Genomic DNA, 26,292 nt, shown 5'->3' with positions numbered 1-26,292 from the left:
ATGAATTGCAAGAGCCGCATAGCTTACGCCTGAATTACACCAGACGTAAGAAGCCATGCGGCTCTTTTTATTCCGGCCGCTTCTTAGGAAGCAGCTTCCTCTTCACCGACTTCGGCTTCTTCTTCCTGAGCCGATGCCAGTTCTTCTTCCGTGATCCATCCTGCCTTCAAACGCGCAGTCAGGACCATCTGTTCCGCATCGACGCGCGAAACATCGAAGGAAGAGAAGATACCGCTATGAGCGACGGTTTCACCGTCCTTGCGTTCACGCCAGCCGACCAGATCATCGACGGCATAGCCGGCAAAGTCTTCCATCGTCTTGACGCCGTCTTCACCGACAGCCACGAGCATTGCCGTGGTGATACCCGGCAGTTCGCGCAGTTCGTCTTCGACGCCCAGTTCCTTGCGGCGATCATCCTGTTCGCTCTCGATACGATCCAGATATTCGCGAGCACGTTCCTGGATTTCGCCAGCCGTATCCTCATCGAAACCATCGATGGAAGCGATTTCGCCCGGCTCGACATAGGCCAGTTCTTCAACAGATGCGAAACCTTCGGAGGCCAGAACCTGACCAACCATCTCGTCAACGTTGAGGGCATCCATGAAGAGCGTCGAACGCTCGGTGAATTCCTTCTGGCGACGTTCGGATTCTTCGTCTTCCGTCAGGATGTCGATATCCCAGCCGGTGAGCTGGGAAGCAAGGCGCACGTTCTGACCGCGACGACCGATTGCAAGTGATAGTTGGTCATTCGGAACGACAACTTCAATACGTTCAGCATCTTCATCGAGAACAACCTTGGCAACTTCAGCTGGCTGAAGCGCGTTGACGATGAAGGAAGCAGCGTCCGGCGACCACGGAATGATGTCGATCTTTTCACCCTGCAGTTCGCCCACAACGGCCTGAACGCGGGAGCCACGCATACCGACGCAAGCGCCGACCGGATCGATGGACGCATCACGCGACACGACCGCAATCTTGGCGCGGGAACCCGGATCGCGGGCAACCGACTTGATTTCGATGATGCCGTCATAGATTTCCGGCACTTCCATGGTGAAGAGCTTCGCCATGAAGGACGGATGGGTACGCGACAGGAAAATCTGCGGGCCGCGCTGTTCGCGGCGCACGTCGTAGACATAGGCGCGGATGCGGTCACCATAACGGAAAGCTTCACGCGGGATCAGCTCATCGCGGCGCACGATGGCTTCGCCACGACCGAGATCGACAATCACATTGCCATATTCGACGCGCTTGACGGTGCCGTTGACGATCTCACCAACGCGATCCTTGTATTCGTCATACTGGCGGTCACGCTCGGCTTCGCGCACTTTCTGCACGATGACCTGCTTTGCCGACTGGGCAGCAATACGGCCGAAATCCATCGGCGGCAGCTGATCGGCGATGAAGTCGCCGACCTGTGCGTCCGGGTTGCGATCGCGCGCGGTGAAGAGCGAAATCTGCGTCGCGTAATCCTCGACATGCTCGACGACTTCGAGCAGACGCTGCAGCTTGATCTCGCCGGACTTCGCATTGATGTCCGCGCGGATGTTGCTTTCCTGGCCGTAACGCGAACGCGCCGCCTTCTGGATCGCATCGGCCATGGCCGCAAGAACGATCTCGCGGTCGATCGACTTCTCGCGTGCGACCGCATCGGCGATCTGCAGAAGCTCCAGCCTGTTAGCACTGACTGCCATTGGACTCTCCTTGGTGTCGCACCCGGCTCCTCTAGATGCCGGACGCCAGAAACTTATTCTTTATCTTCAGCTTCGCCCGATGCGGTTTCATCGGACTGCTCGCCCGCTTCTTCGCTACCGAGGTCGTCACCGGGAATGCGGCCTTCGCGCAGGGCCTTGTCCTTGCGGAGCGCATCGCGGATCAGGTCATCGGTCAGCACGAGGCGTGCATCAGAAATCAGATCGAATGGAATGCGCACGACAGGTTCGCTGCCGTAGGAAATCTGGTCGCTTTCGATCACGACCGATTCCGCATCCCCCAGGACGATGCGACCGCGGAATTTCTTGCGGCCTTCGTGCACGACGGAGGTTTCCACTTTTGCGATGTGACCGGCCCAATCGGCAAAGTCCGACTTGCGAACCAACGGGCGGTCGATACCGGGAGACGAAATCTCCAGATGGTATTTTCCACTGATGGGATCTTCCACATCGAGAACCGGGGCAACCGTACGGCTGACCAGTTCGCAATCATCGACCGTCATCGTGCCATCGGGACGTTCGGCCATGATCTGCAAGGTCTGGCCATTGAGCCCCGAAAGGCGCACGCGTACCAACCGAAAGCCCAGCGTATTGATGACGGGCTCGATGATGGAAGCCACTTTCGCATCAATACCCGTCTCGCGAATGATGCGTTCATCCGCGCCTGCTGCGAGCGTTTCTGCTTCGTTTGCCTGAACCTGTTCCGTCAACCTAAAAACCTTTCAAAAGGCCGGAAAGCCCCTTCAAGTTAGCCGTAAGTAACAAAAAAGAGCGGGACCGGGTGGACCCACTCTTGTTCAAACGACCAAGAATTTGAGACTTATATACCAGCGGAAGCGGATTTTTTCAAGACCGCTTCTGCTGTTCGATTCATTCCGTTCACTGCTGGTAGCTTCAACGACGGGTGAAGGTCAGATAGGCTGCACGGCGTCCTTCGCGAAAAGCCTTTGCCTCATAGCGCGTGCCAGGCCAGCCTTCATAGGCGCCGTTCCAGTCGGACGGGCCTTCTGCCTGCCAGTCGAATGCAGGATGACGGCGACAATGCTGGAGCGTCCAGTTAACATAATGTTCAATGTCGGAAGCAAACCGGAATTTCGCGCCGGGTTTCAGGACACGGGCGAAGCGGTCGAGATTGGCATCGCTGACAAAACGGCGCTTCCAGTGGCGACGCTTGTGCCATGGATCGGGATAGAAGAGATCGATACCCGACAAGGAGGCGTCGGGCAGCCAGTCCAAAACCGCCGTTGCATCCTCGTCGTAGAGACGCAGGTTCGATCGCGGTTCGCCATCCAATGCCGCCAGCATCTTGGCCATGCCGTTGATGAAAGGCTCGACGCCAATGAAACCCGTTTGCGGATAACGGCCTGTCTCATGGTGCAGGTGCTCACCGCCGCCAAAACCGATTTCCAGACGAACTGCATCGACCTTCGCTTCAAAGAGCGTGCGCAGATCCTGTGGCGCCGGGCTTTCGACGTTGACCTTGAGGCGCGGCAGAAGATCCTCGAACAGGTTCTTCTGGTGGCTTCGCAATGGCTTGCCGTGGCGACGGCCGAAGAAATTTCCGGCACCGCGCAGAGGATGAGATTCTTCGGTCATATTTTATCCGTCGGCATCATATCGGTGTTCTATTTATTCGTTTTGACGCGCATCTAGCCCGAAAACCGTTTCACACTTTTCGGGATGTGCTCCAATAACAGAAGAGCGCGATCCAAGACCGCGCTCCTCGAAAATCGTCGGGACACATAACGCCAAGCGGCTTGCGATGCAACTTTCCGCCAGGAAAGTTACGCTACCGCGGCTTTCAGAGCCTTGGTCAGGTCCGTCTTCTCCCAGGAGAAAGAACCGTCACGGCCCGGCTTGCGGCCGAAATGACCGTAAGACGAGGTCTTGGCATAGATCGGCTTGTTGAGGTCGAGATGCTTGCGGATACCGGTCGGCGACAGGTCCATGACCTCGCGAAGCGCTTCCTCAACCGCAGATTCGGCTACCTTGCCCGTGCCATGCAGATCGACATAAACCGAAAGCGGCTGTGCCACACCGATGGCATAAGAAAGCTGGATCGTGCAGCGGTCGGCAAGACCGGCAGCAACGACATTCTTGGCGAGATAGCGCGCGGCATAGGCGGCGGAGCGATCCACCTTGGTCGTGTCCTTGCCCGAAAACGCGCCGCCGCCATGCGGAGCGGCGCCGCCATAGGTATCCACGATGATCTTGCGGCCAGTCAGACCAGCATCGCCGTCCGGTCCACCGATGACGAACTTGCCGGTCGGATTGATGTACCAGTTGCAAGTGGCTGCGATCGGAAGCTCGCCGAGCGCATCACGGATATAGGGCTCGACAACCGAACGAACCTTTTTCGAATCCCAGCTTGCATCCAGGTGCTGTGTGGACAGAACGATCTGCGTGACCTCAGCGGCCTTGCCATTCTCGTAGCGCACTGTGACCTGGCTCTTGGCGTCGGGGCCGAGCTTGCCTGCGTCGCCTTCACCCTTGTGACGGGCTTCGGAGAGCTTTTCGAGAATCTTGTGCGAATAATAGATCGGGGCCGGCATGAGGTCCGGGGTTTCGCGGCAGGCATAACCGAACATGATGCCCTGATCGCCTGCACCTTCTTCGCCCTGACGATCGGCGGCGTTGTCCACGCCTTGCGCGATATCGGCGGACTGCGGATGCAGAAGCACGTCGATCTTCACCGTCTTCCAGTTGAAACCGTTCTGCTCGTAACCGATTTCCCGGATCGCCTTGCGGGCTGCCGAGCGGAAACGCGAAGGATTAATCAGCGGATGCCCTGCAGCATCATGGGCGACGGTGCCGTCCTTATTCTTCTTCAGGAACGTATCCGGCACGCGCACTTCGCCGGCAATGACCACCCGATTGGTGGTGGCAAGCGTTTCGCAGGCAACACGGACAGACCAGGGATCCACGCCGGTGCGGCGCGCTTCCTTATAGATCATGTCCACGATTTCATCGGAGATGCGGTCGCAAACCTTGTCCGGATGTCCTTCGGACACAGATTCGCTGGTGAAGAGATAAGAACTGCGCGACACGGGTAACCCCTCTTGAAAATCCAACGGAGAATATCTCCGCCATGGAAACACAGTAGCGCCCGGAACAGGCTTTCAGCGTTCCGGGCACGGTAATGTGTTAGCGAAGTTGGGATTAAACCGTCAATGCATATTCTTGTTGCGACAGCGCATCAGCGGGAAAATTCATTCCGGACGGCATTTTCTGCCTGTTCAGGCACTGTAAATCGCAAAAACCGGCGGGACATGTCCATGTCCCGCGCTTACTGCACTTTTCGAGATATGAAATCAGTCAGCGTCTGCAGCGAGCGACTTCACGAGATCGATGATCTTGCGGCGCACTTTCGGATCTGAAATTTTCGTGAAGGCGCGGGTCAGCTGAACACCTTCGTTGGAATTCAGGAAATCGACCACATAGGTTGCTTCATTGTCTTCCGCAAAACCGGCCTGGTTCGAGGAACCTGGTGCGTCTTCAAAAAAGAAGGAAACCGGGACATTGAGAATTGCCGAGATCGCCTGAAGGCGGCTTGCACCAACGCGGTTGGTGCCTTTCTCGTATTTCTGGATCTGCTGAAACGTAATTCCAAGGCTTTCGCCAAGTTTTTCCTGACTGAGGCCCAGCATGTTACGGCGAAGACGGATGCGGCTGCCGACATGCACGTCAATTGGGTTGGGCTTCTTTTTATTCTCAATCATACAACTGTCACTCCTCGCAGCTGCGAGCTTCCATTCATGCTCTGTTCATCTGAACAGCGATAACAATAAGTTTTGGGAGGTAGTCTGACGATTTTCCGCAAAAACCGTCGCCGCCGCGCCATAACATCGTAACAATATTAGTCTGTCAATGAAAACGCCTGCCGATTGGCAGTCGGAAAGCCATGCTCAACACGAGTAAGGTTAACAGCGCTACCAGAGATTGTCGTGAGCCATGTGTCGTGCCCCAAAATGGTGCACGAGATGACGGTAGGTAAGCGTCAACGACCCCGACAGCGTCATGTGCAAGTCCGTCGGTGATTCGACCATAAGCATCAACGACAGCTGAAAGACCATTGTTGGCTGCACGAATGAGGGGGAGCCCTTGCTCCACCGCGCGAACCTGTGCCTGGCGAAAATGTTGGTACGGACCCGGCGTATCGCCATACCATGCGTCGTTTGTCACATTGATGATGGCGCTGGCTTTTTGGCCCGTATATCCAAGCTCATCCGGAAAAATGGCTTCGTAACAGATCAGTGGCAGAAAGGTGTGGCCGTCTTTGACGTTCAGCGCCCGACGCGACGCACCGGCGGTAAATCCGCCCGGCATCTCCACCACTTCCTGAAGTCCAAGCCTGCGCAAAAAACTCTCATAGGGAAGATATTCGCCAAAGGGGACGAGGTGCACCTTGTCGGCGGCATCGACAATCACACCACGATCATCAATCGTATAAATTGAATTATAATAGCGCGGTTCACCGCCCCCTGATGCCTTCTCTTCACGAACGGCACCGGTGAGCAGCATCTGCCCGTCCTGTAGAACCTCGCCGATGCGGGACAGAGCCTCGGGCGTCGAGGTGAGAATATAGGGAACAGCCGTTTCCGGCCAAATGACCACATCGGGTTTCGGCTTGCCTTCCGCTGGCACTTCGCCCGTCAGCGACACCAGCTTGTCGAAGATAGACCGGCGCTCCGCATTATCCCACTTCATGGTCTGGGCGATAGACGGCTGTACGATGCGAACCGCGAGCGTTCCTTTTTCTTCACCGATTGCCGGCGCTTTTGAAAGCGTCCAGGCACCGAATCCGACATGCGCTGCCACCAGCAACAAGGCGAGAACAATGCCTGTCTTGGCAAACCGCCCACCAATCAGCAGAGCCGGTGCGGCAAAGACAAAGACGGCCAATGCGCTCATCCCGATCAGACCGAGCACGGCAACCGATTGCATCAGCAGCGGCGTCGGCATGATGGCATAGCCAATCGCATTCCACGGAAAACCGGTGAACAGGAAAAGACGCAGCCATTCCGCCAGCGCAAAGCCAAACGCTAGCGCGAAGATACGCCCCAAGCCGTCCGACCAGAAGATGCGCGCAACCATGGCTGCAAACGCATAGAATAGAGCCAGAAATGCAGGGAGGCCTAGAACCGCCAGCGGCAAGGCCCAGGCGAACTGGTCCGCATCAACCAACAGCGCCGTTCCAATCCACCACAGTCCGGAAACGAAATAGCCAAACCCGAACCACCAGCCAACCATGGCCGCTGGCAACAGACGGCGAATCGGGCCGGCATTCGCTTTCGCACTGGCCCCGTCAATCAACCAGACCAAAATGGGGAAAGAAACGAAACCCGCCACAAAACCATCGAAGGGCGGCTGGGTCAGCGTGGCGAAGGCACCGCTCAGGAAAGCGGCCAACGCTCGACGCCAGCCGCTCGAAAGAATGATTTTCCCCGCCAGCCTTTCGATCATCAGGCCTCTTTGGGAGCGTCGGTTATGGTTTCAGCCTCTATAGGCTGGTCACCCGGCTTGGCGGACACGACAGCACGCTGCTGGCGACGGCGATCAGCCGCGGAAAGCGGCACAATACGCACTTTCTTCACCCGGCGCGGATCGACTTCCAGCACATGGAATTCATAGCCCGGAATAGCCTGCACCACTTCACCGCGAACCGGAATACGCCCCAGGACCGAAAAGATGAGGCCGCCGACCGTGTCGACATCCTCGCCATGTTCGCCGACTTCGAAGGATGGGCCGATTTTCGCGGCGAGCTCTTCCAGATCGGCGCGCGCATCGACAACGAACACGCCATCGGCTTCTTCGGCGATCATGATTTCTTCGTCGTCATGCTCGTCTTCGATATCACCGACAACCATTTCGACAATGTCTTCCAGTGAAACCAGACCGTCGGTACCGCCATATTCATCAATGACCAGCGCCATCTGGATATGGGTCGCCTGCATGCGCGCCATCAATCCGCTTGCCATCATGGATGGCGGCACAAACAGAACCTTGCGCATGAGATTGAGTTCACCGATCGTCTTGGTGAGATCGATCCGGCCCATGTCGAATTTGGCGGCCTTGTCTTCGGCCGTCGCCTTGCTGCGCGCGCTGCTACGGCGCGTGGTCTTCTGGCGGGCCTGCTTGGTGATGTAATTGAGAACATCACGGATGTGGATCATACCGCGCGGATCGTCCAGCGTCTCGGCATAGACCGGCATACGCGAATGGCCGGATTTTTCGAAAAGCTCCAGCACTTCCCAGAGCGGTGTGGAAATTTCCACTGCCTCGACATCGGCGCGCGGGATCATCACGTCTTCGACGCGAATCTCGCGCAGGCGAAGGATGTTATGCAGCATCGCCTTTTCTTCAGGCGAGAATGCTGAATCCTGTTCGCTTGCCGTGCTGGAAAGGGCATCGGCCAGATCTTCACGCAAGGAAGATGATTGGCGCGAGCGCATGAACGGGAAAATATTAGACAAGAGGGAACGCTTCTCGGCCACTACGGGCCGCTGCGTACTTTGCCCTTCGGCGTCTTGAGTCTCGCTGCGATTTTCGCCAGCGGACGGGGGGTGCGATGTTTGATCAGCCATGGTCAATCGTTGTTAGGGTCTTATTCGGATACAGCATAAGGGTCGGGGATGGCAAGAGCATGAAGGATTTCACGCTCGCGCCCCTCCATAACCTCCGCTTCCGCATCGGTTTCGTGATCGTAACCCAAAAGGTGCAAAAAGCCATGCACGACGAGGTGAGCGAGATGGTTTTCGAGCGGTTTGCCCTCTTCACGGGCCTCACGCTCGACAGTTTCGCGCGCGATGATGATGTCGCCCAGCATCGGGCCCGGCTGCGCCCCGGCCTTGACCGGAAACGCCGGAAACGACAACACATTGGTCGGCTTGTCCTTGCCGCGCCATTCTGCATTCAGGGTCTGGATCGAGGCATCGTCGGTGAAGACAACACTCAGCTCGCTTGCCGCGCTTTTCAGGCCAAGATTGGCCCAGGCGGCCTCGACCGACTTTCTGACGAGCCCTTCAAGGGCGGTTTCATCCGGCCAGTTGCCAGCTTCAACCATGATATCGATATGGATCGCGTTATTTGACACGTTCTGCGGCGGCTCTCCGTGCTGGCTAGCCGCATCATCCTTTCAGTTACAAGAAAGCTGCCTGCCAAGAGCGGTTCCCACTTTTGGGGACACGTTCGAAAAGGCAGACAGCTTTTCTTAAATCGTGATTCCAATAGGCAATTGCAAGATCATTCCGAACGCGCGTGCTGTTTGCCGTCGCGGTCGTAAGCTCCGACGATTGCCGCCACCAGCGGATGACGAACAACGTCTTTCTCCGTAAAGCGCACCTTGATGACGCCTTCGACATCGTCCAGCACGCGAAGCGCTTCAACGAGACCTGATTTCTGGCCCGGCGGAAGATCGATCTGGCTCGGGTCGCCATTGACCATCATGCGCGACCCCTCGCCCAAGCGGGTCAGGAACATCTTCATCTGCATGGACGTCGTGTTCTGCGCCTCATCAAGGATGACCGCGGAATGCGCCAGGGTACGCCCGCGCATGAAGGCAAGCGGCGCGATTTCGATCACACCTGCCGTAATGGCACGCTCAACCTTTTCGGCAGGCATCATATCGTAAAGCGCATCGTAAAGCGGGCGCAAATAGGGATCGACCTTTTCCTTCATATCGCCCGGCAGGAAGCCCAGTCGTTCGCCGGCCTCGACAGCCGGACGTGACAGGATGATGCGCTCCACCAGACCGCGTTCCAGCAGCATCGCCGCATGGGCGACGGCAAGATAGGTCTTGCCGGTACCTGCGGGGCCGACGCCGAACACCAGCTCCGACCGGTCGAGCGCACGCATATAGGCATCCTGCGTCGGCGTGCGGGCAAAGATGGTCTTTTTGCGCGTGGAAATCTGGGCAGCAGAGAGCTTGCCCTTGTTTTCCATGGTCGGCAGCGTCAGCTGGTCGTCCGCAGCGATTGCCATGCGCAAGGCGCCGTCGACATCCGACGTCGTCAGCTCATGACCTTTCTGCAGCGATTCATAAAGATGATCGAGTGCACGCCGCGCCTGCTCGGTTGCGGTCGGCTCCCCCCGGATCGAAAGCTGGTTTCCCTTGGAGCGGACATCCACGCCAAGCTTCTGTTCGATACGGGCCAGATTTTCATCGAACTGACCGTAAAGCGCGATGGCAAGACGGTTATTGTCGAAAGTGAGCACGATGTGGGCCATATCCGAGGCCCCGGTCGTCGGGCTTTTTTGCGTTTGATTGGTTGGCTTGGCAGACTTCAGCTTTTCCGTAGCGCTCAACCGTATCTCCTTAAAGCACAATCCTGAAAAGTTGCGACTTTTCAGACCAGATTATGCGTGAACGCAAACCGTTCACGCATTGCAATCGAAGTCTCGACAGGATTACCGGCAAGCGACTCAATACGCCGAAATTTTCTGCCTCGACATCATCATGCCTTCAGGCCAGTTTTTGCGCAATAAGGCTATTGGTCCCTGTGGATGTGATTTTCACATGAATGATGTCGCCGACCCGGTCATTGCTGTCATCGATGATGACAGGCAGGAGCCATGGCGAACGGCCCACCATCTGGCCTGCGACACGACCCGGCTTTTCAAGCAGCACATCCATCTCGCGACCGATCATGGAATCCTGAAATGCATATTGCTGTTCGGACAGGAGAGCCTGAAGGCGCTGAAGACGCTCATCCTTGACCGCTTCCTCGACATGATCGTCGAGATCGGCACCCGGCGTGCCGGGGCGAGGCGAATATTTGAACGAATAGGCCTGCGCGTAGTTGACCGCGCGCACCAGCTGCATCGTGTCTTCGAAGTCCTGATCGGTTTCACCGGGGAAGCCGACGATAAAATCGCCCGACAGCGCCAGATCCGGCCTCACTTCGCGGATGCGTTCGATCAGACGCACATATTCATCCGCCTTGTGACGACGGTTCATCGCCTTGAGAATGCGGTCAGAACCGGATTGTACCGGCAGATGCAGATAGGGCATCAGCTGGCGCAGATCACGGTGGGCGGCAATCAGGCTGTCGTCCATGTCGCGCGGATGGCTGGTCGTATAACGAAGCCGGGCAATGCCCGGAATGCGCGCCAGGCGAAACAGGAGTTCGCCCAAGCCCCATTCGCGACCATCGTCACCAGCGCCGTGCCAGGCATTGACGTTCTGGCCAAGCAGGGTGAGTTCACGCACGCCGCTGTCGGCAAGGCGCTCGGCCTCGGTCACGATCTGCTTCACACTGCGCGAAACTTCCGAGCCGCGTGTATAGGGAACCACGCAGAAGGTACAGAACTTGTCGCAGCCTTCCTGCACAGTGAGGAAGGCAGAAACACCGCGCTTGCGGGTTTCCTCGCGCTTGGGAGACGGCAGGTGTTCGAATTTATCTTCGAGAGCGTATTCGGTCTCAACCACCTTTTCGCCGCTGCGGACCCGCGCAAGCGCATTGGGCAGGCGATGATAGGTCTGCGGACCGATGACGAGATCGACATTCGGCGCCCGGCGCAGGATTTCCTGCCCTTCGGCCTGCGCCACGCAGCCCGCAACACCGATGGTCAGTTCCTTGCCATTCGCTTCACGCGCATCCTTCATCTTGCGCAGACGGCCAAGCGCGGAATAGAGCTTTTCCGACGCTTTTTCGCGAATGTGGCACGTATTGAGCAGAACCAGATCGGCATCGTCCGGCGTATCGGTCGCAACATAGCCTTCCGCTGCAAGGCTGTCGGCCATGCGCTGGCTATCGTAGACGTTCATCTGGCAGCCATAGGTTTTTACGAAAACCTTGCGCACATTGGGGCGCTCTGCCGTGGGCTCGAGATCGGTAATATTGTCGCTCATGCGCGGCTATCTACAGCTTTTGTGACCATTTTGAAAGGTGACAATCTGAACACTTGGCTGAACACCCGATGGAGCAGTTGTCACTCTTCGGGAATCTCGCGCCCCAGCAACGCACTTTGCAAGAGCGAGCGCACACGGTTTTCCATTGTGCGAGCCAGCGCCTTGCGGTCTGTCTTGGCCGTTACGACGACCGGCTCGCCAAAACGCACTTCAACGTCGATAGCGCCTTCACGCAAGATACCTTTCAGGTGCGGCAACAGCTCGACGTCGCCCGGCCATGATGCGATCGGGCGGAAATAACGGCCCATGGCCATGCCATGCACGCCCGTGTAGGCAATGGCAACCGGCTGAACCACGACTTCGGGTACATTGGCTTCCTTGATCGCGGCATGCGCGGCACCAAAAAGCGCGGTCTTGAACGGCAGGACGCGATTACCATCCGAGGTCGTGCCTTCCGCAAACAGCACCATAGCGTCGTCGGTTACCAGACGCCTTGCGATTTCGGATGTCTGTTCACCCGTTTTGCCCCGCCGTTCCCGCTCCACGAAAACGGTGCGCTGCAAAACGGCGAACATACCGAAAACAGGCCACTTCCTGACTTCCGACTTGGCGATGAAGGAGACCTGACCGACCGTCGACAGAACAATAATATCGCTCCACGAAGTATGGTTGGCGACGAGTAACAAAGGTCGGCCCTCGTGCATCTGGCCGACGGTCTTGATGCGAAAACCGAACAGGCGTGCAGCAATACGATGGAAAAAGGTCGGCAGACGCCGCTTCCAGTTGTTCTTCAGCTTAAGCAACAGATACTGAACTGGAATAAGCGACAGGCTCAATGCGACCATTGCCGCGACGACGAGAAAGATGCGGATTGCTCCGATCATCGTGGCCCTGCCGGAGTACGGCTCAGGTCGCGGCGCAATATCAGCGCAGCCGAACGCCCATAGGCGGTTTCATAATAAGCGGGTCTGTCGCCAACCTTTTGGAAGCCGAGACGGCGATAAAGCGCCTGAGCGGCAACATTGGCCTCATCCACTTCCAGAAAAAGCGTTTCAGCGCGCTCCTGATAGAGATGGCGCAACACGGCATCCATCAGCGCGCGCCCGACGCCCTGGCGTTGCACATCACGCGCGACGGCGATCGTCAGGATTTCCGCCTCACCTGCCACCAGACGAGCCAGCACGAAACCACAGGCATCGTTCGGTTTGCCTTCCGCACGGGCAACAAAACCGAAAACCGTATCCTGTGCGATCAGCGATCTGAAATCGTCGGAACTCCAGCCGTGATGGAAAGCGACTGCATGAATACGCTGAATCGCATGACTGTCCTGTGCACCAAGCGGCTCCACCGAGATTTGTCTGCGACCGAAACGCCCAAACGGCAAGCCCATCATCGGCTATTCTCCGGTAGCCTTGCGCGGCAGCGCAAACCCGACCTGCGGCTTCGCATCAGGCCCACGCATGTAAAGCGGCTTCGGCGCATCGCCCGGCTGGCGCAAGCTTGCCAGACGCGCATAGATACCGATTTTCGCGGTTGGCTCTATCGGGCCCAACTCGAAACGGCCACCAAGCACGTCATTGATCGCAGCGGCTGCAGAACCTGCAAGAACAGTATTTTCCGCTTGAGAAACAGCAAGAGCCTCCGCTTCCTCTCGCGACAGAACCAGCGGCTTCGCGCCCGGCAACCCTTTTGCATCGAATGATCGCGCATAAATCTCGCCACGATGCGCGTCGAGGAGAACCAGAATTGGCTTTTCCGGGGACAGTATCTGTGTTTCCGCAGCCAACGCTTCGAACGCCGTTATGCCGATGGCAGGAACGTCGAGCGCCAATGCAAAGCCACGTGCTGCCGAGACACCGATACGAACGCCGGTAAACGATCCCGGTCCGATATTGACCGCTACCCGATCCATATCGCGGAGCGACAGTTTCGCCTCAGTCACAGCACGTTCGATATAGTCCATCAATACTTCCGCATGTCCCTTGCCGATGTTTTCGCTCACATCGGCAAGCACGACATCGCCGTCGGCATTGTAGACAGCAACGGAACACCACGAAGCGGCAGTATCAAGCGCAAGTATCTTCATGCGCAACCGGGTAAATCAGATTTTACCTCGCGACAAGCCAAGTCTTGTCCAAAGGCTGGATCAGTTTCGTTTTTTAGCCCTTCTCGCGGAACAAAACTTGGCGATATGCGTTTGAAATCCGGGTGCGGCAACGTTTTTGCTTTGTCCTGACGGCGACAAGGCCCATTCAGCAATCGAGCCTTACAATGATCTGGCGGGTTCATTTGCGTTTGGAACACCCACCCGTGACGATGAGCGACATCTCCCAGCCGCTCCAAGCCGGATCGAACAACAGGATATGAGGATAAAATGTCCAAGAAGTCGATGCATGCAACCCGCAACGATCTTCCTTCCAATACGAAGACGACAATGATCGCGCTGCTCAACGAAAATCTAGCCGCGACAATCGATCTTGCCCTCATCACCAAGCAGGCACACTGGAACCTCAAGGGACCGCAGTTCATCGCCGTTCATGAAATGCTCGATGGTTTCCGCGCCGATCTTGATGAACATGTCGACACGATTGCGGAGCGTGCCGTGCAGATCGGCGGAACGGCCTATGGCACTACGCAGGTCGTGGCCAAGGAAAGCAAGCTCAAGCCTTATCCGACCGACATCTATGCCGTTCACGATCATCTGCTTGCACTGATCGAGCGTTATGGCGACGTTGCCAATCTTCTGCGCAAGTCGATCAAGGATGCGGATGATGCAGGTGACGACGATACGGCGGATATTTTTACCGCCGCTTCCCGTGGTCTCGACAAGGCATTGTGGTTCCTTGAGGCCCACGTTCAGGAAAAGAACTGACCTCACAGATGCAATGAAAAGGCCGGGAACTCCCGGCCTTTTCTATTCGCGATAATCAGTTGGCCCATTCGCCGCTGCGCATCACTGGCTCTCGGGTTCCATCCGCATTGATGCCATCAACGTCGATCTGGCCGGAACCAATCATCCAGTCGATATGGATGAGACTTGAATTGCCGCCCTGCGCCTTGATCTGTTCCGGTGTCAGTTTTGCGCCGTCGATAAAGCACTTGGAATAGCACTGGCCGAGCGCGATGTGGCTTGCGGCATTTTCATCGAACAACGTGTTGTAGAACAAAAGCCCGCTCTGCGAGATCGGCGAGGAATGCGGCACCAGTGCCACCTCACCCAGATGACGGGCACCTTCGTCTGTATCCAGCACCTTGTTGAGCACTTCTTCACCGCGACTTGCCTTCGCCTCGACAATTCGTCCACCTTCAAAGCGAACCGCGATATCCTCGATCAATGTGCCCTGATGCGACAGAGGCTTGGTGCTCGTCACATAGCCCTCGACCCGTAGTGCATGAGGCGTGGTGAACACTTCTTCCGTCGGAATGTTCGGATTGCAGGTAATCCCATTCTTCGCCGTAGACGCGCCGCCGTGCCATTCATGACCATCGGCAAGTCCGACCGTCAGATCGGTGTTCGGACCTTTGAAATGCAGGGCGCTATAAGCCTTGCCGTTCAGGAAGCGGGTGCGGGTGCGAAGCGCTGCATTGTGTGCCGCCCATGCGCCGACCGGATCGTCGACATCGACACGTGAAGCCGCGAAGATCGCATTGGCCAGCTTGCGGGTCGCGATGTCCTGCGGTTCGTTCGGAAACATAAGCTTCGCCCATGCCGGATTGGGATAGGAGACAATGTTCCAGTTGATGTCGAAACCGGCAATCTTTTCGAGAGCCGGCTGATAAGCTTTCGAGTTGGCCCGGTTGGCGCGTGAAACCTTGGCCGGGTCCTGGCTGGAGAGCAGCATCGGATTATCAGCTGCAATGGCCAAACGGGCAGCGCCATCCGAATAGGCCTTCGCCATTCCCTCATAGAGCCAGCTCGCCGCACGATCGAAACTTGCGTCGGATGCGTTCTCGTAACGCGCAAGCGCCATTTCGTCATCCGCGAAGAATGGTGTTACCAGTCCGGCTCCAGCCTTGTAAGCATGCTTGGCGATAAGGCGAACCAGCGGCAAGGCCACGACCGGTGCGGTAATGACGAGATCCTGCCCCTCGCGCAATTGCAGACCAACGCGAACGGCGACTTCCGCGAGACGTTCGAGTTTCACCGGATCGATGACTGGGTTCAGCTGTTCATGAGCCATGGGTGGAAGACCTTTTTGGATATGGAATCACCGACAGTTTATCAGACGGCATAATTTCACCACCTTTTTTCCTGCCTTTGCAGTATAGTAATTCTGCAGTCAGTTGCAGGAGAAAGCAGACAGTAATGAATAAGAAAGTGCTTATTTTGCTGGGCGTTATCGGCCTTCTGGCGGGCTGCGTGACCATGACACCTGAACAACGTCGTGCGGCCGACGAACAGACCTGCCGCAGCTATGGCTTTAAGGCCAAAACTGACGCTTTCGCCAACTGTCTCATGCGACTGGACCTCGATCGCAGAGCTGACCGGCGTGCCTGGCAGAATCAGGTCGATTTCTACGACACTCCGATGGTGATCTATCGCCCGATCTATCGCTGAAACTTTCGCCGAAAAGCGACGACAATCAGCCAGAAAATCAAAACGCCGGTCAGGTAGAACCAGACCGGCGTTGCAGATTATCTGATTGTAAAATCGCCTCTTATAGCGGTGCTTCTGGACGGTCCTGGGACAGAAGAAGCGCGCCAATGGCGTCAGCCTGCTTCTGGCTTGCCGGAGCATAGCCAAGCGATGTCGGCTGCGGGGCTGTCGTATCGAATTGCGGCTGGTAGGAGGCCACCTGCATATGCTGTTCCTGCTGAGGTGCAGCCACACCGCGATGGCGTGCCAGTCGTTCGCCACGGGCCTGCGGACCAGCACCAGTGCTCTGTTCCACACTTTGAGCCTTTGCCGCTTCCGCGAGTGCCACCTGAACGGTCGGTTCCGTTCCCGGAACTGGACCGGTCTGTGGCAAGGTCACATCATAAGACGGATCCTGTGGAACGGAAGGCGATTGTGGCGAATAGGCCATAGCCAGATTGTATGGCTCCTGCGGGACCGGATTTTGCAGCGAGCCGTCGCGATTGCGCTTCTCGTAGAAGGAATTTCCACCGGCTACGAGCACGTAATGCATATTGTTGTAAGGGAACTTCAGACCCGCCGTGTGGAAGAACATGGCATTCTTGAGCTTCGGATGACGCTCACCCTTCAGAACCGCGTCAGCAGCGGCCTGAACATCAGGCAGCGCCTTGGAATTCATCTGGCGGGTAAGCACACCGGGCGCAAACTGGTTCTTCTGACCGACGACACCGCAAATCGTATCCGGATAACGTCCCGACGCGAGACGGTTCATGACGACCGTACCAACAGCCAGAAGACCGTCGGAACTCGAACGATTGGATTCGAAGAACATCGCACGTTCAAGGCAATTCTTGTCCCGTGCGGTGTAGGTGTAGGTCTTCACGCCATTGACGGATTTGACGTGGCTTGCCGCCGTCTTTTCCGAATTGGCTTTTCCCGAGGTTCCGGTTGTCGTGCAACCGGTCACCACGAAAGGCGCAATCACCAGCCCGATAAGAGCGGGCAATTTCCACTTCGCGGCGCGCGTCAATGGCTCAGTCTCATGTTAGGACCCTTAACTGATCCAGTCATCCATTCAGGCGAACACATCTGGAACGATGCGCGCGAACGTCTGACTGCGGTGCAAGTCAAAGAGGACGAAGATCAAAATCACACGTCCTACAGTCGCTCAATCGAATTCAAGGTTTTGGAATTTTTAGGCCAAAAAAAGGCGGCGGGTCAAATCCCAACAATGCTGGAGACCGTTGAAAAGTCCTAAAACAATTCCGAATCGAGATTGCGAATGTGCCTACAAGCCCTTTAAATATATTAATAATTCCTTAACGAGAATTAGCAGTTCAGGTAAGATATTGATTTAACGAGATTCAAAGTCCCGCAATACACGCCATAGCGCTGCCTTAATTCGCTTTTGCTTGTACATTTTTTGCATACACATTCGTGGTGTTTCAAATCTTCTGCAGAAATTCTGCTTCCAGGCCGGTTCCATTGCTCTTTGTCAACTTTGACAACAGATTTGTAACATCGCGTGAGATCATACTTTTGAGACCCGTTTCGGGTTGTTGCAATGCGAATCGGGCGAGCACGATCCGCACCTTGCAAAGCTGGGTCTAAAACAAAAAACGACCCGCCACGGATACCGTGGCGGGTCGGACAAGTTCAGTTCCTGACGCCGAGATGACCGCAGCGGTCACCCGAAAGAATAACCCGCACCCCGAACGGTGCGGATCGGATCGAGCGCACGACCGACATTGATCGCCTTGCGCAGCCGTCCGACATGGACGTCCACCGTGCGGTCGTCGACATAGATATCCGGTCCCCAAACGCCATCCAGAAGCTGGCTACGCGAGAAGACACGACCGGGCGACATCATGAAATATTCGAGCAGGCGGAATTCCGTTGGTCCGAGACGAACTTCCTTTTCCTTGCGATAGACACGATGCTGTTGGCGGTCGAGAACCAGATCGCCCACTTTCAGCACGTGCGAAAGAATGCTCGGATTCGACCGGCGCAACATCGCCTTGACGCGCGCCAGCAGTTCCGGCGTCGAAAATGGCTTCACGACATAGTCGTCCGCACCGACGCTCAGGCCGCGAACACGTTCGCTTTCCTCGCCACGTGCCGTCAGCATGATGATGGGCAGGCGTTCGGTTTCCGGCCATTGGCGCAAGCGACGGCAAAGCTCAATGCCCGATACGCCCGGCAACATCCAATCCAGAATGAGCAGATCCGGTACGTTCTCGCGCAAGGCGATCTCGGCTTCGTCGCCGCGCAGCATTGTATCGACCTGGTAGCCCTCTGCCTCAAGATTATAGCGAAGAAGAACGCTCAGCGCCTCTTCGTCTTCTACCACAGCGATTTTGGGTGCCTGTGACATCCAGTATTTCCCTATCCAAATTCGGCGGGCGGTGGATACAATCCCCCCAATCGACCGCGTGCCGCCGCGCTATTCACTCATTCTCAACCGCCAGACCGTGGTCCGGTCGGCTGCAGTTCAGGGTTTACGCGCCTCATCCACGACAATACCGTGGCTCAGGTCTTCCTTGGGTCGTTCGGCCGGCATTTGCAGGCCGGTCACGATGTAGTAGACGGTCTCCGCAATATTGGTCGCGTGATCGCCGATACGCTCGATATTCTTTGCGCAGAACAGAAGATGCGTGCAGGCGGAAATATTGCGCGGGTCTTCCATCATGTAGGTCAGCAGCTCGCGGAACAGTGACGTGTACATGGCATCAATCTCGTCGTCGCGGTCGCGAACGACATTGATCTGCTGCACCGAGCGCGACGCATAGGCGTCGAGAACATCCTTGAGCTGGGTCAGCGCCAGCTCGGCGAGTGTTTCGAGCCCGCGATAAAGCTTTACCGGCTGGCGTGATTCCGAAACGGCGGCAACGCGCTTGGCAATGTTCTTGCCCAGATCGCCCACGCGTTCCAGATCGGCAGAAATGCGGATCGAGCCAATAATCTCGCGCAGGTCCACAGCCATGGGCTGACGCTTGGCGATAATCATCACAGCCTTGTCGTCAATCTCGCGCTCGCTGGCATCGAGAATGAGATCGTCGGAGATGACGCGCTGTGCGAGCGCATTGTCCGCATTGACGATAGCGGCGACCGACTGCTCGACCATACGTTCCGCATGTCCGCCCATTTCGGCGATCTTATGGGAGAGAAACTTCAATTCCTCGTCGTAGGAGCGAACGGTATGCTGAGACGGCATAGTAGACCTCGTAATATAAATTGCGGGGAAGCCGCACTGTCTATCTGTTGAAGCGCAGTTCCGGATCAGCCGAAGCGTCCGGTAATGTAGTCCTGCGTGCGCTTTTCGGTCGGCGCGGTGAACATGGTTTCCGTGTCACCCACTTCGACCAGATTGCCGAGGTGGAACATGGCGGTGCGCTGCGAAACACGCGCGGCCTGCTGCATGGAGTGCGTGACGATCACAATCGTATAGTTCTGGCGCAGTTCGTCGATCAGCTCCTCCACCTTCGCGGTCGCAATCGGGTCGAGCGCCGAGCACGGTTCGTCCATGAGAATGACTTCCGGGCTCACCGCAATCGCGCGTGCGATGCAAAGACGTTGCTGCTGGCCACCCGAAAGACCGGTGCCCGCATCGTGCAGACGATCCTTCACTTCCTCGAACAAGCTCGCCTTCTGCAAGCTCGTCACGACGATTTCTTCAAGATCGGCCTTGGTGCGGGCGAGACCGTGAATGCGTGGGCCGTAGGCGACATTTTCATAAATCGACTTCGGAAACGGATTCGGCTTCTGGAACACCATGCCGACGCGGGCGCGCAGTTCGACGACATCGATCTTCGGATCGTAGATGTCTTCATTGTCGAGCGTGATCTTGCCACCGACCTTGCAGCCTTCGATCGTATCGTTCATGCGGTTAAGCGAACGCAGGAAGGTAGACTTGCCGCAACCCGAAGGGCCGATCAGCGCCGTGACCATCTTTTCCTGGATTTCCAGATCGACGTCGAACAGCGCCTGCTTCTCGCCATAAAATACGCAAACCTTGTCGCCGCGCATCTTTATGGAATTGGCGTTGGCGTTCATCTTTTCTCCTACGGCTTTCTCGAGAGATCGTTCAGTCATCAGGTTCATAGCTTTCGACTCCCGTTTACCAGCGGCGCTCGAAGCGGCGGCGCAGAATGATTGCTGCAATATTCATCACGGCAAGGAACAGAAGCAGGACGATGATAGCGCCTGACGTGCGTTCCACAAAGGCGCGTTCTGCTTCATTCGCCCACATGTAGATTTGTACAGGCAATGCCGTCGCTGGATCCATTGGCGTGGACGGCACGTCGGCGACGAAAGCCACCATGCCGATGAGAAGAAGCGGTGCGGTTTCACCAAGCGCATGGGCAAGGCCGATGATCGTTCCCGTCAGGATGCCGGGTGCGGCAAGCGGCAGGACGTGGTGGAACACCATCTGTGTTTTCGATGCACCAAGACCGAGGGCCGCAGCGCGGATCGACGGCGGCACCGCGCGAAGGGCGGCGCGGGTCGCGATGATGATGGTGGGAAGCGTCATCAGCGTCAGCACCAGACCACCGACCAGTGACGCCGAACGCGGCAGGCCGAAGAAGTTGATGAAAACCGCAAGCCCGAGCAGACCGAACACGATGGACGGAACCGCTGCCAGGTTGTTGATGTTCACCTCGATCATGTCGGTGAAACGGTTCTTCTTGGCGAACTCTTCCAGATAGATCGAAGCGGCGACGCCGATAGGCAGCGACAGACCGAGAACGATCAGCATCATGTAGAGCGAACCGACAAGCGCAACACCAAGACCGGAGGTTTCCGGACGGCTGGAGGCACCGAAGGTGAAGAGACCTGTATTGAAGGCCTCCTTCATGACGCCTTCTTCCGAAAGCATCTTCATCCAGCCCACCTGACGGTCAGAAACCTTACGGCTCGTCTCCGGCACGGAAAGGTCAATCTGACCTTTGAAGGCAGAATCGATGTCGGCGCCGGCCTGAACAGGAACGGTCTGCGTCGTGCCGATGAGCGATGGATTGTCCATCACCATCTTGCGTAGCTGAATGCGCACGCCGTCGGAATAGAAGCGGCCCAGATCACGCATTGCCGGACGGTCTGTCGCAGCAACACCCAGTTTTTCGGCCAATGCATTGCGCACCAGCAGCGGATAATTGGCCGTGATCAGCACATTCGGATCGGTCGCGCGCTTGTTGCCCGGGTCAATCACCTTTTCTTCAAGCTTGACCGGCAGATAAAGCGTCGTCTGCCAGAAGGCTGTATAGCCCTTGGAAAAGACCGAGAAGAGGAGCGCGCACAGAAAGAACACGCCGATGGCGATCGCAGCAATACCGTAATAGCGGAAGCGACGTTCGGCAGCGTAGCGGCGTTTCAGTCCGATATCGCGGCGCGTCGGCTGTGCCGTGGCGCCACTGGCGTTGAAGGTCGTATCGGTCATTATTCGTACTGCTCCCGGTACTTGCGCACGATATGCAGCGCAAAGATGTTCATGATCAGCGTCAGGACGAAAAGCGTGATGCCGAGTGCAAAGGCCACCAGCGTTTGCGGCGAGTTGAACTCCAGATCGCCGGTGAGCTGGTTGACGATTTTCACCGTGATGGTGGTCATCGCCTCGAAAGGATTGATGTTGATGCGTGCCGCAACACCGGCAGCAAGAACCACGATCATGGTTTCGCCGATGGCGCGGGATGCGGTCATCAGAAGCGCGCCGACAATTCCGGGCAAAGCGGCAGGAAGGACAACACGTTTGACGGTTTCGGAGCGGGTTGCGCCAAGACCAAGCGAACCGTCGCGCAATGTCCGCGGCACGGCTGTGATGATGTCATCGGAGAGCGAGGACACGAAGGGGATCAGCATCACACCCATGACGAGACCAGCGGTCAGAACGCTCTGCGCCATGATGAAGCCCTGACCGCCTGCAATGGCAATCGAGAGATCGCGCAGGAAAGGTCCGACTGTCACAAGGGCGAAGAAACCGTAGACGATGCTGGGAATACCGGCCAGAAGCTCAAGGACCGGCTTGACGATCGTGCGTACTCGGGGCGAAGCATATTCAGCCATATAGATTGCCGAGAACAGCCCCACCGGAACGGCGAACAGCATGGCCACAAGGGCAATGTAAAGTGTACCAGCCAGCAGCGGAATGAGACCGAACTGGCCTGTCTCACCACCCGAGCCGGCGGCGGCAAAGCGCGGATCCCATACGGTTCCGAAGAAGAACTCCCACGGCGAGACGGACTGGAAGAAACTGATCGTCTGGAACAACATCGAGCAGATGATGCCGACGGTCGTCAGAATGGCGATACCGGATGCGGCGATCAGTCCCCAGAGAACGATACGCTCGACATTATTGCGTGCACGCATGCGACGACTGATCGTGGAAAGGCCGAAGATCAGGCCTGCGATGGCTATCACCAAGGAAACAGCCGAACCGATGGTGTGCGTCAGCGCCGTTGCCTTTTTCAGGTAAAGCGCGATAGGCACCATGTAATCCTGGCCTTCAGTCGCGAGCGCCACGCCCTTGGATGCAAGAACGGCGCGAGCATCCTGATAGTTTGCCGGGAAGCTTTCCAGTTCGGCAGGCGTCAGCCGGTCAAGCCCGTTGGCCAGACCACGCACCATGCCAAGCTGCAGGCTGCGATTGGTGAAGGAGCCGTCCTCGATAGCATCCGGCAGACGGGCGGTCGCGCTGTGATCGAGATAGACCGACGTTCCAACGGCCCATACAGCGAGAAACAGAATCGCAGGCAATGCAGAAACGAGGAAAACCCACCAGCCATGATAATGCGGGCGGGAATGCATTTTCTCGGTCGGCGAGGCTTTTGCGGAAGCAGACTGCGCCTTGTCCAGTGCAACGGCACGCTGGCGGCCTATGAAGAATCCGATCAGCCCGATTGCAACGATACTGACGAGAACCAGAAAGAAGGACATTCAATTTCCCCGGTTGCCCTGATGAATGCGGACGGTTTTAGGTGCAGCTTCCACCCATGCCGTTCCACGCGGATGCGCCTGTCATAGTGCAAAGGCGCGAAAGGAGAAGAACGCGGAGATTCATCATCCCCGCGTTCCACAGATTAAAACTTACTTCGCAGCCAGCGTCTTGCCTTCGGTGAAGGCGGCGCGCTGTGCTTCACGTTCTGCGTCCGGAGCCGGAACGAGACCATATTCGGCGAGCGGGCCATCAGGACCGATCATCTGGTCATTCAGGAAGAACTCAACATATTCCTTCAGACCCGGGATAACGCCGAGGTGAGCCTTCTTCACGTAGAAGAACAGCGGACGCGACACCGGATATTCGCCCGAAGCGACGGTTTCAGCCGAAGGGGTGATGTCGTTGACGGTCGCAACCTTCAGCTTGTCAGCGTTGTTTTCGAAGAAGTAGAGGCCGAATACACCAACGCCGGTCTTGTTGGAGTCGATGCGGGCGAGCGTTTCGGCATAATCGCCGTCGATGTCGACAGCTTTACCGTCCTTGCGCACTGCGATACAGGCGGAAGCGGCAGCCTTGTCGTCAAGACCGGTCTTCTTGATTTCGTCCAGAGCGCCGGAGTGCTTGCAGCCGTCGGCAAGAACCTTTTCTTCAAACACTTCACGGGTGCCGTGCTTTTCGCCTGGGATATAGGCAGCAATGTCCCAGTCCGGAAGGTTCGGGTTGACTTGGTTCCACTTGGTGTTCGGATTGTCGACCAGCTTGCCGTCGACGACGAGCTTGGCTGCGAGAGCCTTGTAGACATCTTCCGGCTTCAGCTTCCAATCCGGACCCTTGGCGTCGGTCGCGAAGACGATGCCGTCATAGCCGAAGCGCACTTCCTGAACATCCTTGACGCCAGCGTCGATGCACGACTTCAGTTCCGAGTCCTTCATGGCGCGCGATGCATTGGCGATATCGATGGTGTTTTCACCGACGCCCTTGCAAAATTCCTTGATGCCTGCACCCGAACCGCCCGATTCAACAACCGGTGTCTTGAAGTTCGGAAAGGTTTCGCCGAACGTTTCGGCGACGATTTTTGCATAAGGCAGAACGGTCGAGGAACCGGCAACCTGAATCTGATCGCGCGCCTGAGCGGCGGAAACCGACATAACAGCAGCAATAGCAATCGCTGCGGTCGAGGAAATCATCTTGTTCATGAGCTGCGGCTCCTGTTGTAAAAGACATATGACGATGTGGCGTCGTTAGCCCTCTACGCGCTCTATATTACATTCATATGACACTATTGTTACAGGTTTGTATCAGAGCCGCTTGCCAGTGATTTTGTGGGGTTCTGCCGGTCCCTGAACCGGCAAAGATTTCAGCGCTTGAGCGGTTCCGGTTAACACAGAATCGTGGAACCGACCTATCTCTTTGTTTGTATGCATTATCCGACGCAAAACCACTTCGCACTTTTGCTGGAAATGCTCTTAGAAATGCGGCAAACGCGCACCGAGATCTTCAATCCCCGAAACATCGACATTGGCGAAGGCAAAGCGCAGAAATGCTTCCTGCCCATCACCGAAGAACCGGCCTGGCAAGGTGAGGATGCCAAGTGACTTCGCAAGGCGCTCGGCAACCTCGACCGATGAGGCATCAGGATAAGGGTGACGGACGAAGGCGAAGTAGGCCCCAACCGCCTCCACATGCCAGCCTTCGATATTGGCCATGACCGACCGCAATGCAGAGGCACGCCTTGCAATCTCGCCGCGATTATCGTCACGCCAGCCGGTCAAGGGCTCGATGGCGCGTGCGACTGCGACCTGTGGCGCGCGGCTTGCGCATATCTGCAGATTGTCCATGACTTTTGCAACGTTCTCGACCATTGCCTTGCCCGCGACAATCGCACCAAGCCGGTGCCCCGGAATGCAGAACGATTTTGAGAAGCTGTAAAGCTGGATCAGATGCGACGGCCAGTCCGCCTCGTCAAAAAGCCGATGCGGCGGTTCATTGGCATCGGCCATAAAATCGCGATAAGTCTCGTCCAGAATGAGCCATGTTCCATTGTCGCGACAGAGCGCATAAATTTCTGCAAGGAGCCCATCCGGATAAATTGCCCCCGTTGGATTGTTCGGAGTGACAAGCGCCAGCGCCGCAATACCCGGACGAAGCGCAGCCCGGACATCTTCCACGCTGGGGATGAAGCCATTCCGGGCATGGCAGGGCACCGAACCGGATGCGATGCCGAGCATTTCAAGCGATGAACGATGGTTGAAATAGAAGGGATCAGTGGTCAGTACCGTATCGCCGCTTTGCGCTACGCACATGATGGCAGCGATGAAGGCCTGATTACAGCCGGATGTGATATGGACGTTGGCAACATCTATCTGTGCGCGATAAAGCTGACCGACATACGCCGCATAAGCCCCGCGCAAAATCTTTTCACCCTCGATCGGACCGTAACCGGCGGAAGCCACCGATCCCGCTGCCTCGCCCAGAAAGCGCAACATATCGGGATGCGGAGGATAGCCGGGAACAGCTTGCGACAAATCGATAAGCGCTCCACGCGACCCGTCATAGTCCCGCGCCCAGGCCTGCACCGCTGGAATGGGCGGCGCGGAAAGGCGATTAATCAGCGGATTGACGGCAGGCAAGGACATTGGCGGCTCCCATGGTGGTTTCGGCCACTCTTATCGCGATCGCTGGTGTGGTTGAAGCCATTATTCGCTCGGACGCGAAAGCACGTAAGCAGCGGAACCGAGCATGAAGATCGTTACTGCTGTTGCCAGCACCCAGCCGGGTTTCGCGCCCCACCAGAACAGGCCATAACCGACCGTCATACCAAGACAGGCATAGAGCTTTGCACGTGGCGGAATGGCTCCACGCTCACGCCATTTTATGACCAGAGGACCAAAACGCTGATCGGCAAGCAGGCGAGCCTCAAGCTTCGGCGATGATCGTGCAAAGAACCACGCGGCAAAAATGATGAAGATCGTTGTTGGCATGACCGGCAGGAAAGCACCGATGATGCCAAGCGCCAGCATAAGGAAGCCGAGGCAAAGATAGAGTATCCGCTTACCCGCCGAAATTGCTGGCGAAGCGGTCTCGATCCTGTCTTTTTCCGGGTGGTCCTGCATGGCGTTCCATCGTCTGATCTGGACGCTTATAACAGGATTCTGGCGCTTTCGTGCAGGTTCACAGCGGTCAAAGAAATGTCATCCCACTGCCTTTCAGCCCCTGTGGATAACTTTTT

The 26,292-nt window shown here is 56.8% G+C and carries 25 protein-coding genes; 2 read left to right on the top strand and 23 right to left on the bottom strand.

The window, feature by feature from the left end; all coding sequences use genetic code 11:
* Nucleotides 1–83: 83 nt before the first annotated feature.
* From nusA to tsaB, 13 genes are all read right to left on the bottom strand, one after another.
* A complete protein-coding gene (nusA, locus tag ABDF71_RS01350) occupies nucleotides 84–1,691 on the bottom strand; it encodes a transcription termination factor NusA (protein ID WP_012090993.1) in 1,608 nt (535 codons plus the stop codon).
* A 53-nt stretch (nucleotides 1,692–1,744) separates the two neighbouring features.
* On the bottom strand, nucleotides 1,745–2,419 hold the full coding sequence (gene rimP / locus ABDF71_RS01345) for a ribosome maturation factor RimP (RefSeq protein WP_012090994.1): 675 nt from the start codon (nucleotides 2,417–2,419) through the stop codon (nucleotides 1,745–1,747).
* 184 nt (nucleotides 2,420–2,603) lie between these two features.
* Nucleotides 2,604–3,305, bottom strand: a complete 702-nt coding sequence (gene trmB / locus ABDF71_RS01340) for a tRNA (guanine(46)-N(7))-methyltransferase TrmB (protein ID WP_029926162.1) — start codon at nucleotides 3,303–3,305, stop codon at nucleotides 2,604–2,606.
* A gap of 188 nt (nucleotides 3,306–3,493) precedes the next feature.
* Nucleotides 3,494–4,756 (bottom strand): methionine adenosyltransferase, encoded by a 1,263-nt coding sequence (metK, locus tag ABDF71_RS01335; protein WP_010657770.1) that lies wholly within the window; start codon nucleotides 4,754–4,756, stop codon nucleotides 3,494–3,496.
* A 264-nt stretch (nucleotides 4,757–5,020) separates the two neighbouring features.
* Nucleotides 5,021–5,428, bottom strand: coding sequence for a helix-turn-helix domain-containing protein (locus ABDF71_RS01330; RefSeq protein ID WP_010657769.1), 408 nt, complete (start codon nucleotides 5,426–5,428; stop codon nucleotides 5,021–5,023).
* Between the two features lie 145 nt (nucleotides 5,429–5,573).
* Nucleotides 5,574–7,172 carry an apolipoprotein N-acyltransferase gene (gene lnt / locus ABDF71_RS01325; RefSeq protein WP_500060856.1) on the bottom strand — a complete coding sequence of 533 codons (1,599 nt, stop codon included), beginning with the start codon at nucleotides 7,170–7,172 and terminating at the stop codon, nucleotides 5,574–5,576.
* Nucleotides 7,172–8,293 (bottom strand): hemolysin family protein, encoded by a 1,122-nt coding sequence (locus tag ABDF71_RS01320; RefSeq protein WP_029926167.1) that lies wholly within the window; start codon nucleotides 8,291–8,293, stop codon nucleotides 7,172–7,174. The genes lnt and ABDF71_RS01320 overlap by 1 nt, the downstream gene beginning before the upstream one ends.
* Before the next feature lie 20 nt (nucleotides 8,294–8,313).
* Entirely contained in the window at nucleotides 8,314–8,802 is a 489-nt protein-coding gene (gene ybeY / locus ABDF71_RS01315; RefSeq protein WP_012090999.1) for an rRNA maturation RNase YbeY, read from the bottom strand.
* Between the two features lie 149 nt (nucleotides 8,803–8,951).
* Entirely contained in the window at nucleotides 8,952–10,013 is a 1,062-nt protein-coding gene (locus ABDF71_RS01310) for a PhoH family protein (protein ID WP_029375821.1), read from the bottom strand.
* Between the two features lie 157 nt (nucleotides 10,014–10,170).
* Nucleotides 10,171–11,559, bottom strand: a complete 1,389-nt coding sequence (gene miaB / locus ABDF71_RS01305) for a tRNA (N6-isopentenyl adenosine(37)-C2)-methylthiotransferase MiaB (RefSeq protein WP_151614854.1) — start codon at nucleotides 11,557–11,559, stop codon at nucleotides 10,171–10,173.
* Nucleotides 11,560–11,639: 80 nt separating this feature from the next.
* On the bottom strand, nucleotides 11,640–12,443 hold the full coding sequence (gene olsA / locus ABDF71_RS01300) for a lyso-ornithine lipid O-acyltransferase (protein ID WP_029926172.1): 804 nt from the start codon (nucleotides 12,441–12,443) through the stop codon (nucleotides 11,640–11,642).
* The gene (rimI, locus tag ABDF71_RS01295) at nucleotides 12,440–12,952 is read right to left on the bottom strand and encodes a ribosomal protein S18-alanine N-acetyltransferase (protein ID WP_151614853.1); all 513 of its coding nucleotides are present in this window, start codon (nucleotides 12,950–12,952) and stop codon (nucleotides 12,440–12,442) included. The genes olsA and rimI overlap by 4 nt, the downstream gene beginning before the upstream one ends.
* Nucleotides 12,953–12,955: 3 nt before the next feature.
* Nucleotides 12,956–13,645 carry a tRNA (adenosine(37)-N6)-threonylcarbamoyltransferase complex dimerization subunit type 1 TsaB gene (tsaB, locus tag ABDF71_RS01290; RefSeq protein WP_151614852.1) on the bottom strand — a complete coding sequence of 230 codons (690 nt, stop codon included), beginning with the start codon at nucleotides 13,643–13,645 and terminating at the stop codon, nucleotides 12,956–12,958.
* 288 nt (nucleotides 13,646–13,933) lie between these two features.
* Here tsaB and dps point away from each other — a divergent pair, with 288 nt between their 5' ends.
* The gene (gene dps, locus ABDF71_RS01285) at nucleotides 13,934–14,431 is read left to right on the top strand and encodes a DNA starvation/stationary phase protection protein Dps (protein WP_010657760.1); all 498 of its coding nucleotides are present in this window, start codon (nucleotides 13,934–13,936) and stop codon (nucleotides 14,429–14,431) included.
* A gap of 55 nt (nucleotides 14,432–14,486) precedes the next feature.
* Here dps and ABDF71_RS01280 read toward each other — a convergent pair whose 3' ends face one another.
* The gene (locus tag ABDF71_RS01280; protein ID WP_151614851.1) at nucleotides 14,487–15,740 is read right to left on the bottom strand and encodes an aminopeptidase; all 1,254 of its coding nucleotides are present in this window, start codon (nucleotides 15,738–15,740) and stop codon (nucleotides 14,487–14,489) included.
* A gap of 125 nt (nucleotides 15,741–15,865) precedes the next feature.
* Between ABDF71_RS01280 and ABDF71_RS01275 the strand changes: the two genes are divergently transcribed.
* Nucleotides 15,866–16,117, top strand: a complete 252-nt coding sequence (locus ABDF71_RS01275; RefSeq protein WP_029926180.1) for a hypothetical protein — start codon at nucleotides 15,866–15,868, stop codon at nucleotides 16,115–16,117.
* 100 nt (nucleotides 16,118–16,217) lie between these two features.
* Here ABDF71_RS01275 and ABDF71_RS01270 read toward each other — a convergent pair whose 3' ends face one another.
* The 9 genes from ABDF71_RS01270 to ABDF71_RS01230 all read right to left on the bottom strand — a co-directional run bounded on the left by ABDF71_RS01270 (nucleotide 16,218) and on the right by ABDF71_RS01230 (nucleotide 26,176).
* Nucleotides 16,218–17,165 (bottom strand): cell wall hydrolase, encoded by a 948-nt coding sequence (locus ABDF71_RS01270; RefSeq protein ID WP_010657757.1) that lies wholly within the window; start codon nucleotides 17,163–17,165, stop codon nucleotides 16,218–16,220.
* Nucleotides 17,166–17,822: 657 nt separating this feature from the next.
* A complete protein-coding gene (gene phoB, locus ABDF71_RS01265; RefSeq protein WP_006468130.1) occupies nucleotides 17,823–18,509 on the bottom strand; it encodes a phosphate regulon transcriptional regulator PhoB in 687 nt (228 codons plus the stop codon).
* Nucleotides 18,510–18,626: 117 nt separating this feature from the next.
* A complete protein-coding gene (gene phoU, locus ABDF71_RS01260; protein ID WP_010657755.1) occupies nucleotides 18,627–19,349 on the bottom strand; it encodes a phosphate signaling complex protein PhoU in 723 nt (240 codons plus the stop codon).
* Nucleotides 19,350–19,414: 65 nt separating this feature from the next.
* A complete protein-coding gene (gene pstB, locus ABDF71_RS01255; protein WP_010657754.1) occupies nucleotides 19,415–20,188 on the bottom strand; it encodes a phosphate ABC transporter ATP-binding protein PstB in 774 nt (257 codons plus the stop codon).
* 64 nt (nucleotides 20,189–20,252) lie between these two features.
* A complete protein-coding gene (pstA, locus tag ABDF71_RS01250) occupies nucleotides 20,253–21,569 on the bottom strand; it encodes a phosphate ABC transporter permease PstA (protein WP_500060855.1) in 1,317 nt (438 codons plus the stop codon).
* Nucleotides 21,569–23,062 (bottom strand): phosphate ABC transporter permease subunit PstC, encoded by a 1,494-nt coding sequence (gene pstC / locus ABDF71_RS01245; protein ID WP_010657752.1) that lies wholly within the window; start codon nucleotides 23,060–23,062, stop codon nucleotides 21,569–21,571. The genes pstA and pstC overlap by 1 nt, the downstream gene beginning before the upstream one ends.
* A gap of 150 nt (nucleotides 23,063–23,212) precedes the next feature.
* Nucleotides 23,213–24,259, bottom strand: coding sequence for a PstS family phosphate ABC transporter substrate-binding protein (locus ABDF71_RS01240; protein ID WP_010657751.1), 1,047 nt, complete (start codon nucleotides 24,257–24,259; stop codon nucleotides 23,213–23,215).
* 270 nt (nucleotides 24,260–24,529) lie between these two features.
* A complete protein-coding gene (locus tag ABDF71_RS01235) occupies nucleotides 24,530–25,693 on the bottom strand; it encodes an aminotransferase (RefSeq protein WP_029926190.1) in 1,164 nt (387 codons plus the stop codon).
* A 66-nt stretch (nucleotides 25,694–25,759) separates the two neighbouring features.
* On the bottom strand, nucleotides 25,760–26,176 hold the full coding sequence (locus tag ABDF71_RS01230; RefSeq protein ID WP_029926192.1) for a YbaN family protein: 417 nt from the start codon (nucleotides 26,174–26,176) through the stop codon (nucleotides 25,760–25,762).
* Between the last annotated feature and the right edge of the window lie 116 nt (nucleotides 26,177–26,292).

Source organism: Ochrobactrum sp. WV_118_8, assembly GCF_039631535.1.
GTDB lineage: Bacteria > Pseudomonadota > Alphaproteobacteria > Rhizobiales > Rhizobiaceae > Brucella > Brucella anthropi.
The sequence above is the reverse complement of the archived record's forward strand: the minus strand, read 5'-3'. Positions and strand labels throughout refer to the sequence as shown.

Excerpts from the sequence above, each read along its gene's own strand:
- nusA (WP_012090993.1), bottom strand. The coding sequence starts at position 1,691 with ATGGCAGTCAGTGCTAACAGGCTGGAGCTTCTGCAGATCGCCGATGCG.
- trmB (WP_029926162.1), bottom strand. The coding sequence starts at position 3,305 with ATGACCGAAGAATCTCATCCTCTGCGCGGTGCCGGAAATTTCTTCGGC.
- ABDF71_RS01330 (WP_010657769.1), bottom strand. The coding sequence starts at position 5,428 with ATGATTGAGAATAAAAAGAAGCCCAACCCAATTGACGTGCATGTCGGC.
- lnt (WP_500060856.1), bottom strand. The coding sequence starts at position 7,172 with ATGATCGAAAGGCTGGCGGGGAAAATCATTCTTTCGAGCGGCTGGCGT.
- ABDF71_RS01320 (WP_029926167.1), bottom strand. The coding sequence starts at position 8,293 with ATGGCTGATCAAACATCGCACCCCCCGTCCGCTGGCGAAAATCGCAGC.
- miaB (WP_151614854.1), bottom strand. The coding sequence starts at position 11,559 with ATGAGCGACAATATTACCGATCTCGAGCCCACGGCAGAGCGCCCCAAT.
- olsA (WP_029926172.1), bottom strand. The coding sequence starts at position 12,443 with ATGATCGGAGCAATCCGCATCTTTCTCGTCGTCGCGGCAATGGTCGCA.
- rimI (WP_151614853.1), bottom strand. The coding sequence starts at position 12,952 with ATGATGGGCTTGCCGTTTGGGCGTTTCGGTCGCAGACAAATCTCGGTG.
- tsaB (WP_151614852.1), bottom strand. The coding sequence starts at position 13,645 with ATGAAGATACTTGCGCTTGATACTGCCGCTTCGTGGTGTTCCGTTGCT.
- dps (WP_010657760.1), top strand. The coding sequence starts at position 13,934 with ATGTCCAAGAAGTCGATGCATGCAACCCGCAACGATCTTCCTTCCAAT.
- ABDF71_RS01280 (WP_151614851.1), bottom strand. The coding sequence starts at position 15,740 with ATGGCTCATGAACAGCTGAACCCAGTCATCGATCCGGTGAAACTCGAA.
- ABDF71_RS01275 (WP_029926180.1), top strand. The coding sequence starts at position 15,866 with ATGAATAAGAAAGTGCTTATTTTGCTGGGCGTTATCGGCCTTCTGGCG.
- phoB (WP_006468130.1), bottom strand. The coding sequence starts at position 18,509 with ATGTCACAGGCACCCAAAATCGCTGTGGTAGAAGACGAAGAGGCGCTG.
- phoU (WP_010657755.1), bottom strand. The coding sequence starts at position 19,349 with ATGCCGTCTCAGCATACCGTTCGCTCCTACGACGAGGAATTGAAGTTT.
- pstB (WP_010657754.1), bottom strand. The coding sequence starts at position 20,188 with ATGAACGCCAACGCCAATTCCATAAAGATGCGCGGCGACAAGGTTTGC.
- pstA (WP_500060855.1), bottom strand. The coding sequence starts at position 21,569 with ATGACCGATACGACCTTCAACGCCAGTGGCGCCACGGCACAGCCGACG.
- pstC (WP_010657752.1), bottom strand. The coding sequence starts at position 23,062 with ATGTCCTTCTTTCTGGTTCTCGTCAGTATCGTTGCAATCGGGCTGATC.
- ABDF71_RS01240 (WP_010657751.1), bottom strand. The coding sequence starts at position 24,259 with ATGAACAAGATGATTTCCTCGACCGCAGCGATTGCTATTGCTGCTGTT.
- ABDF71_RS01230 (WP_029926192.1), bottom strand. The coding sequence starts at position 26,176 with ATGCAGGACCACCCGGAAAAAGACAGGATCGAGACCGCTTCGCCAGCA.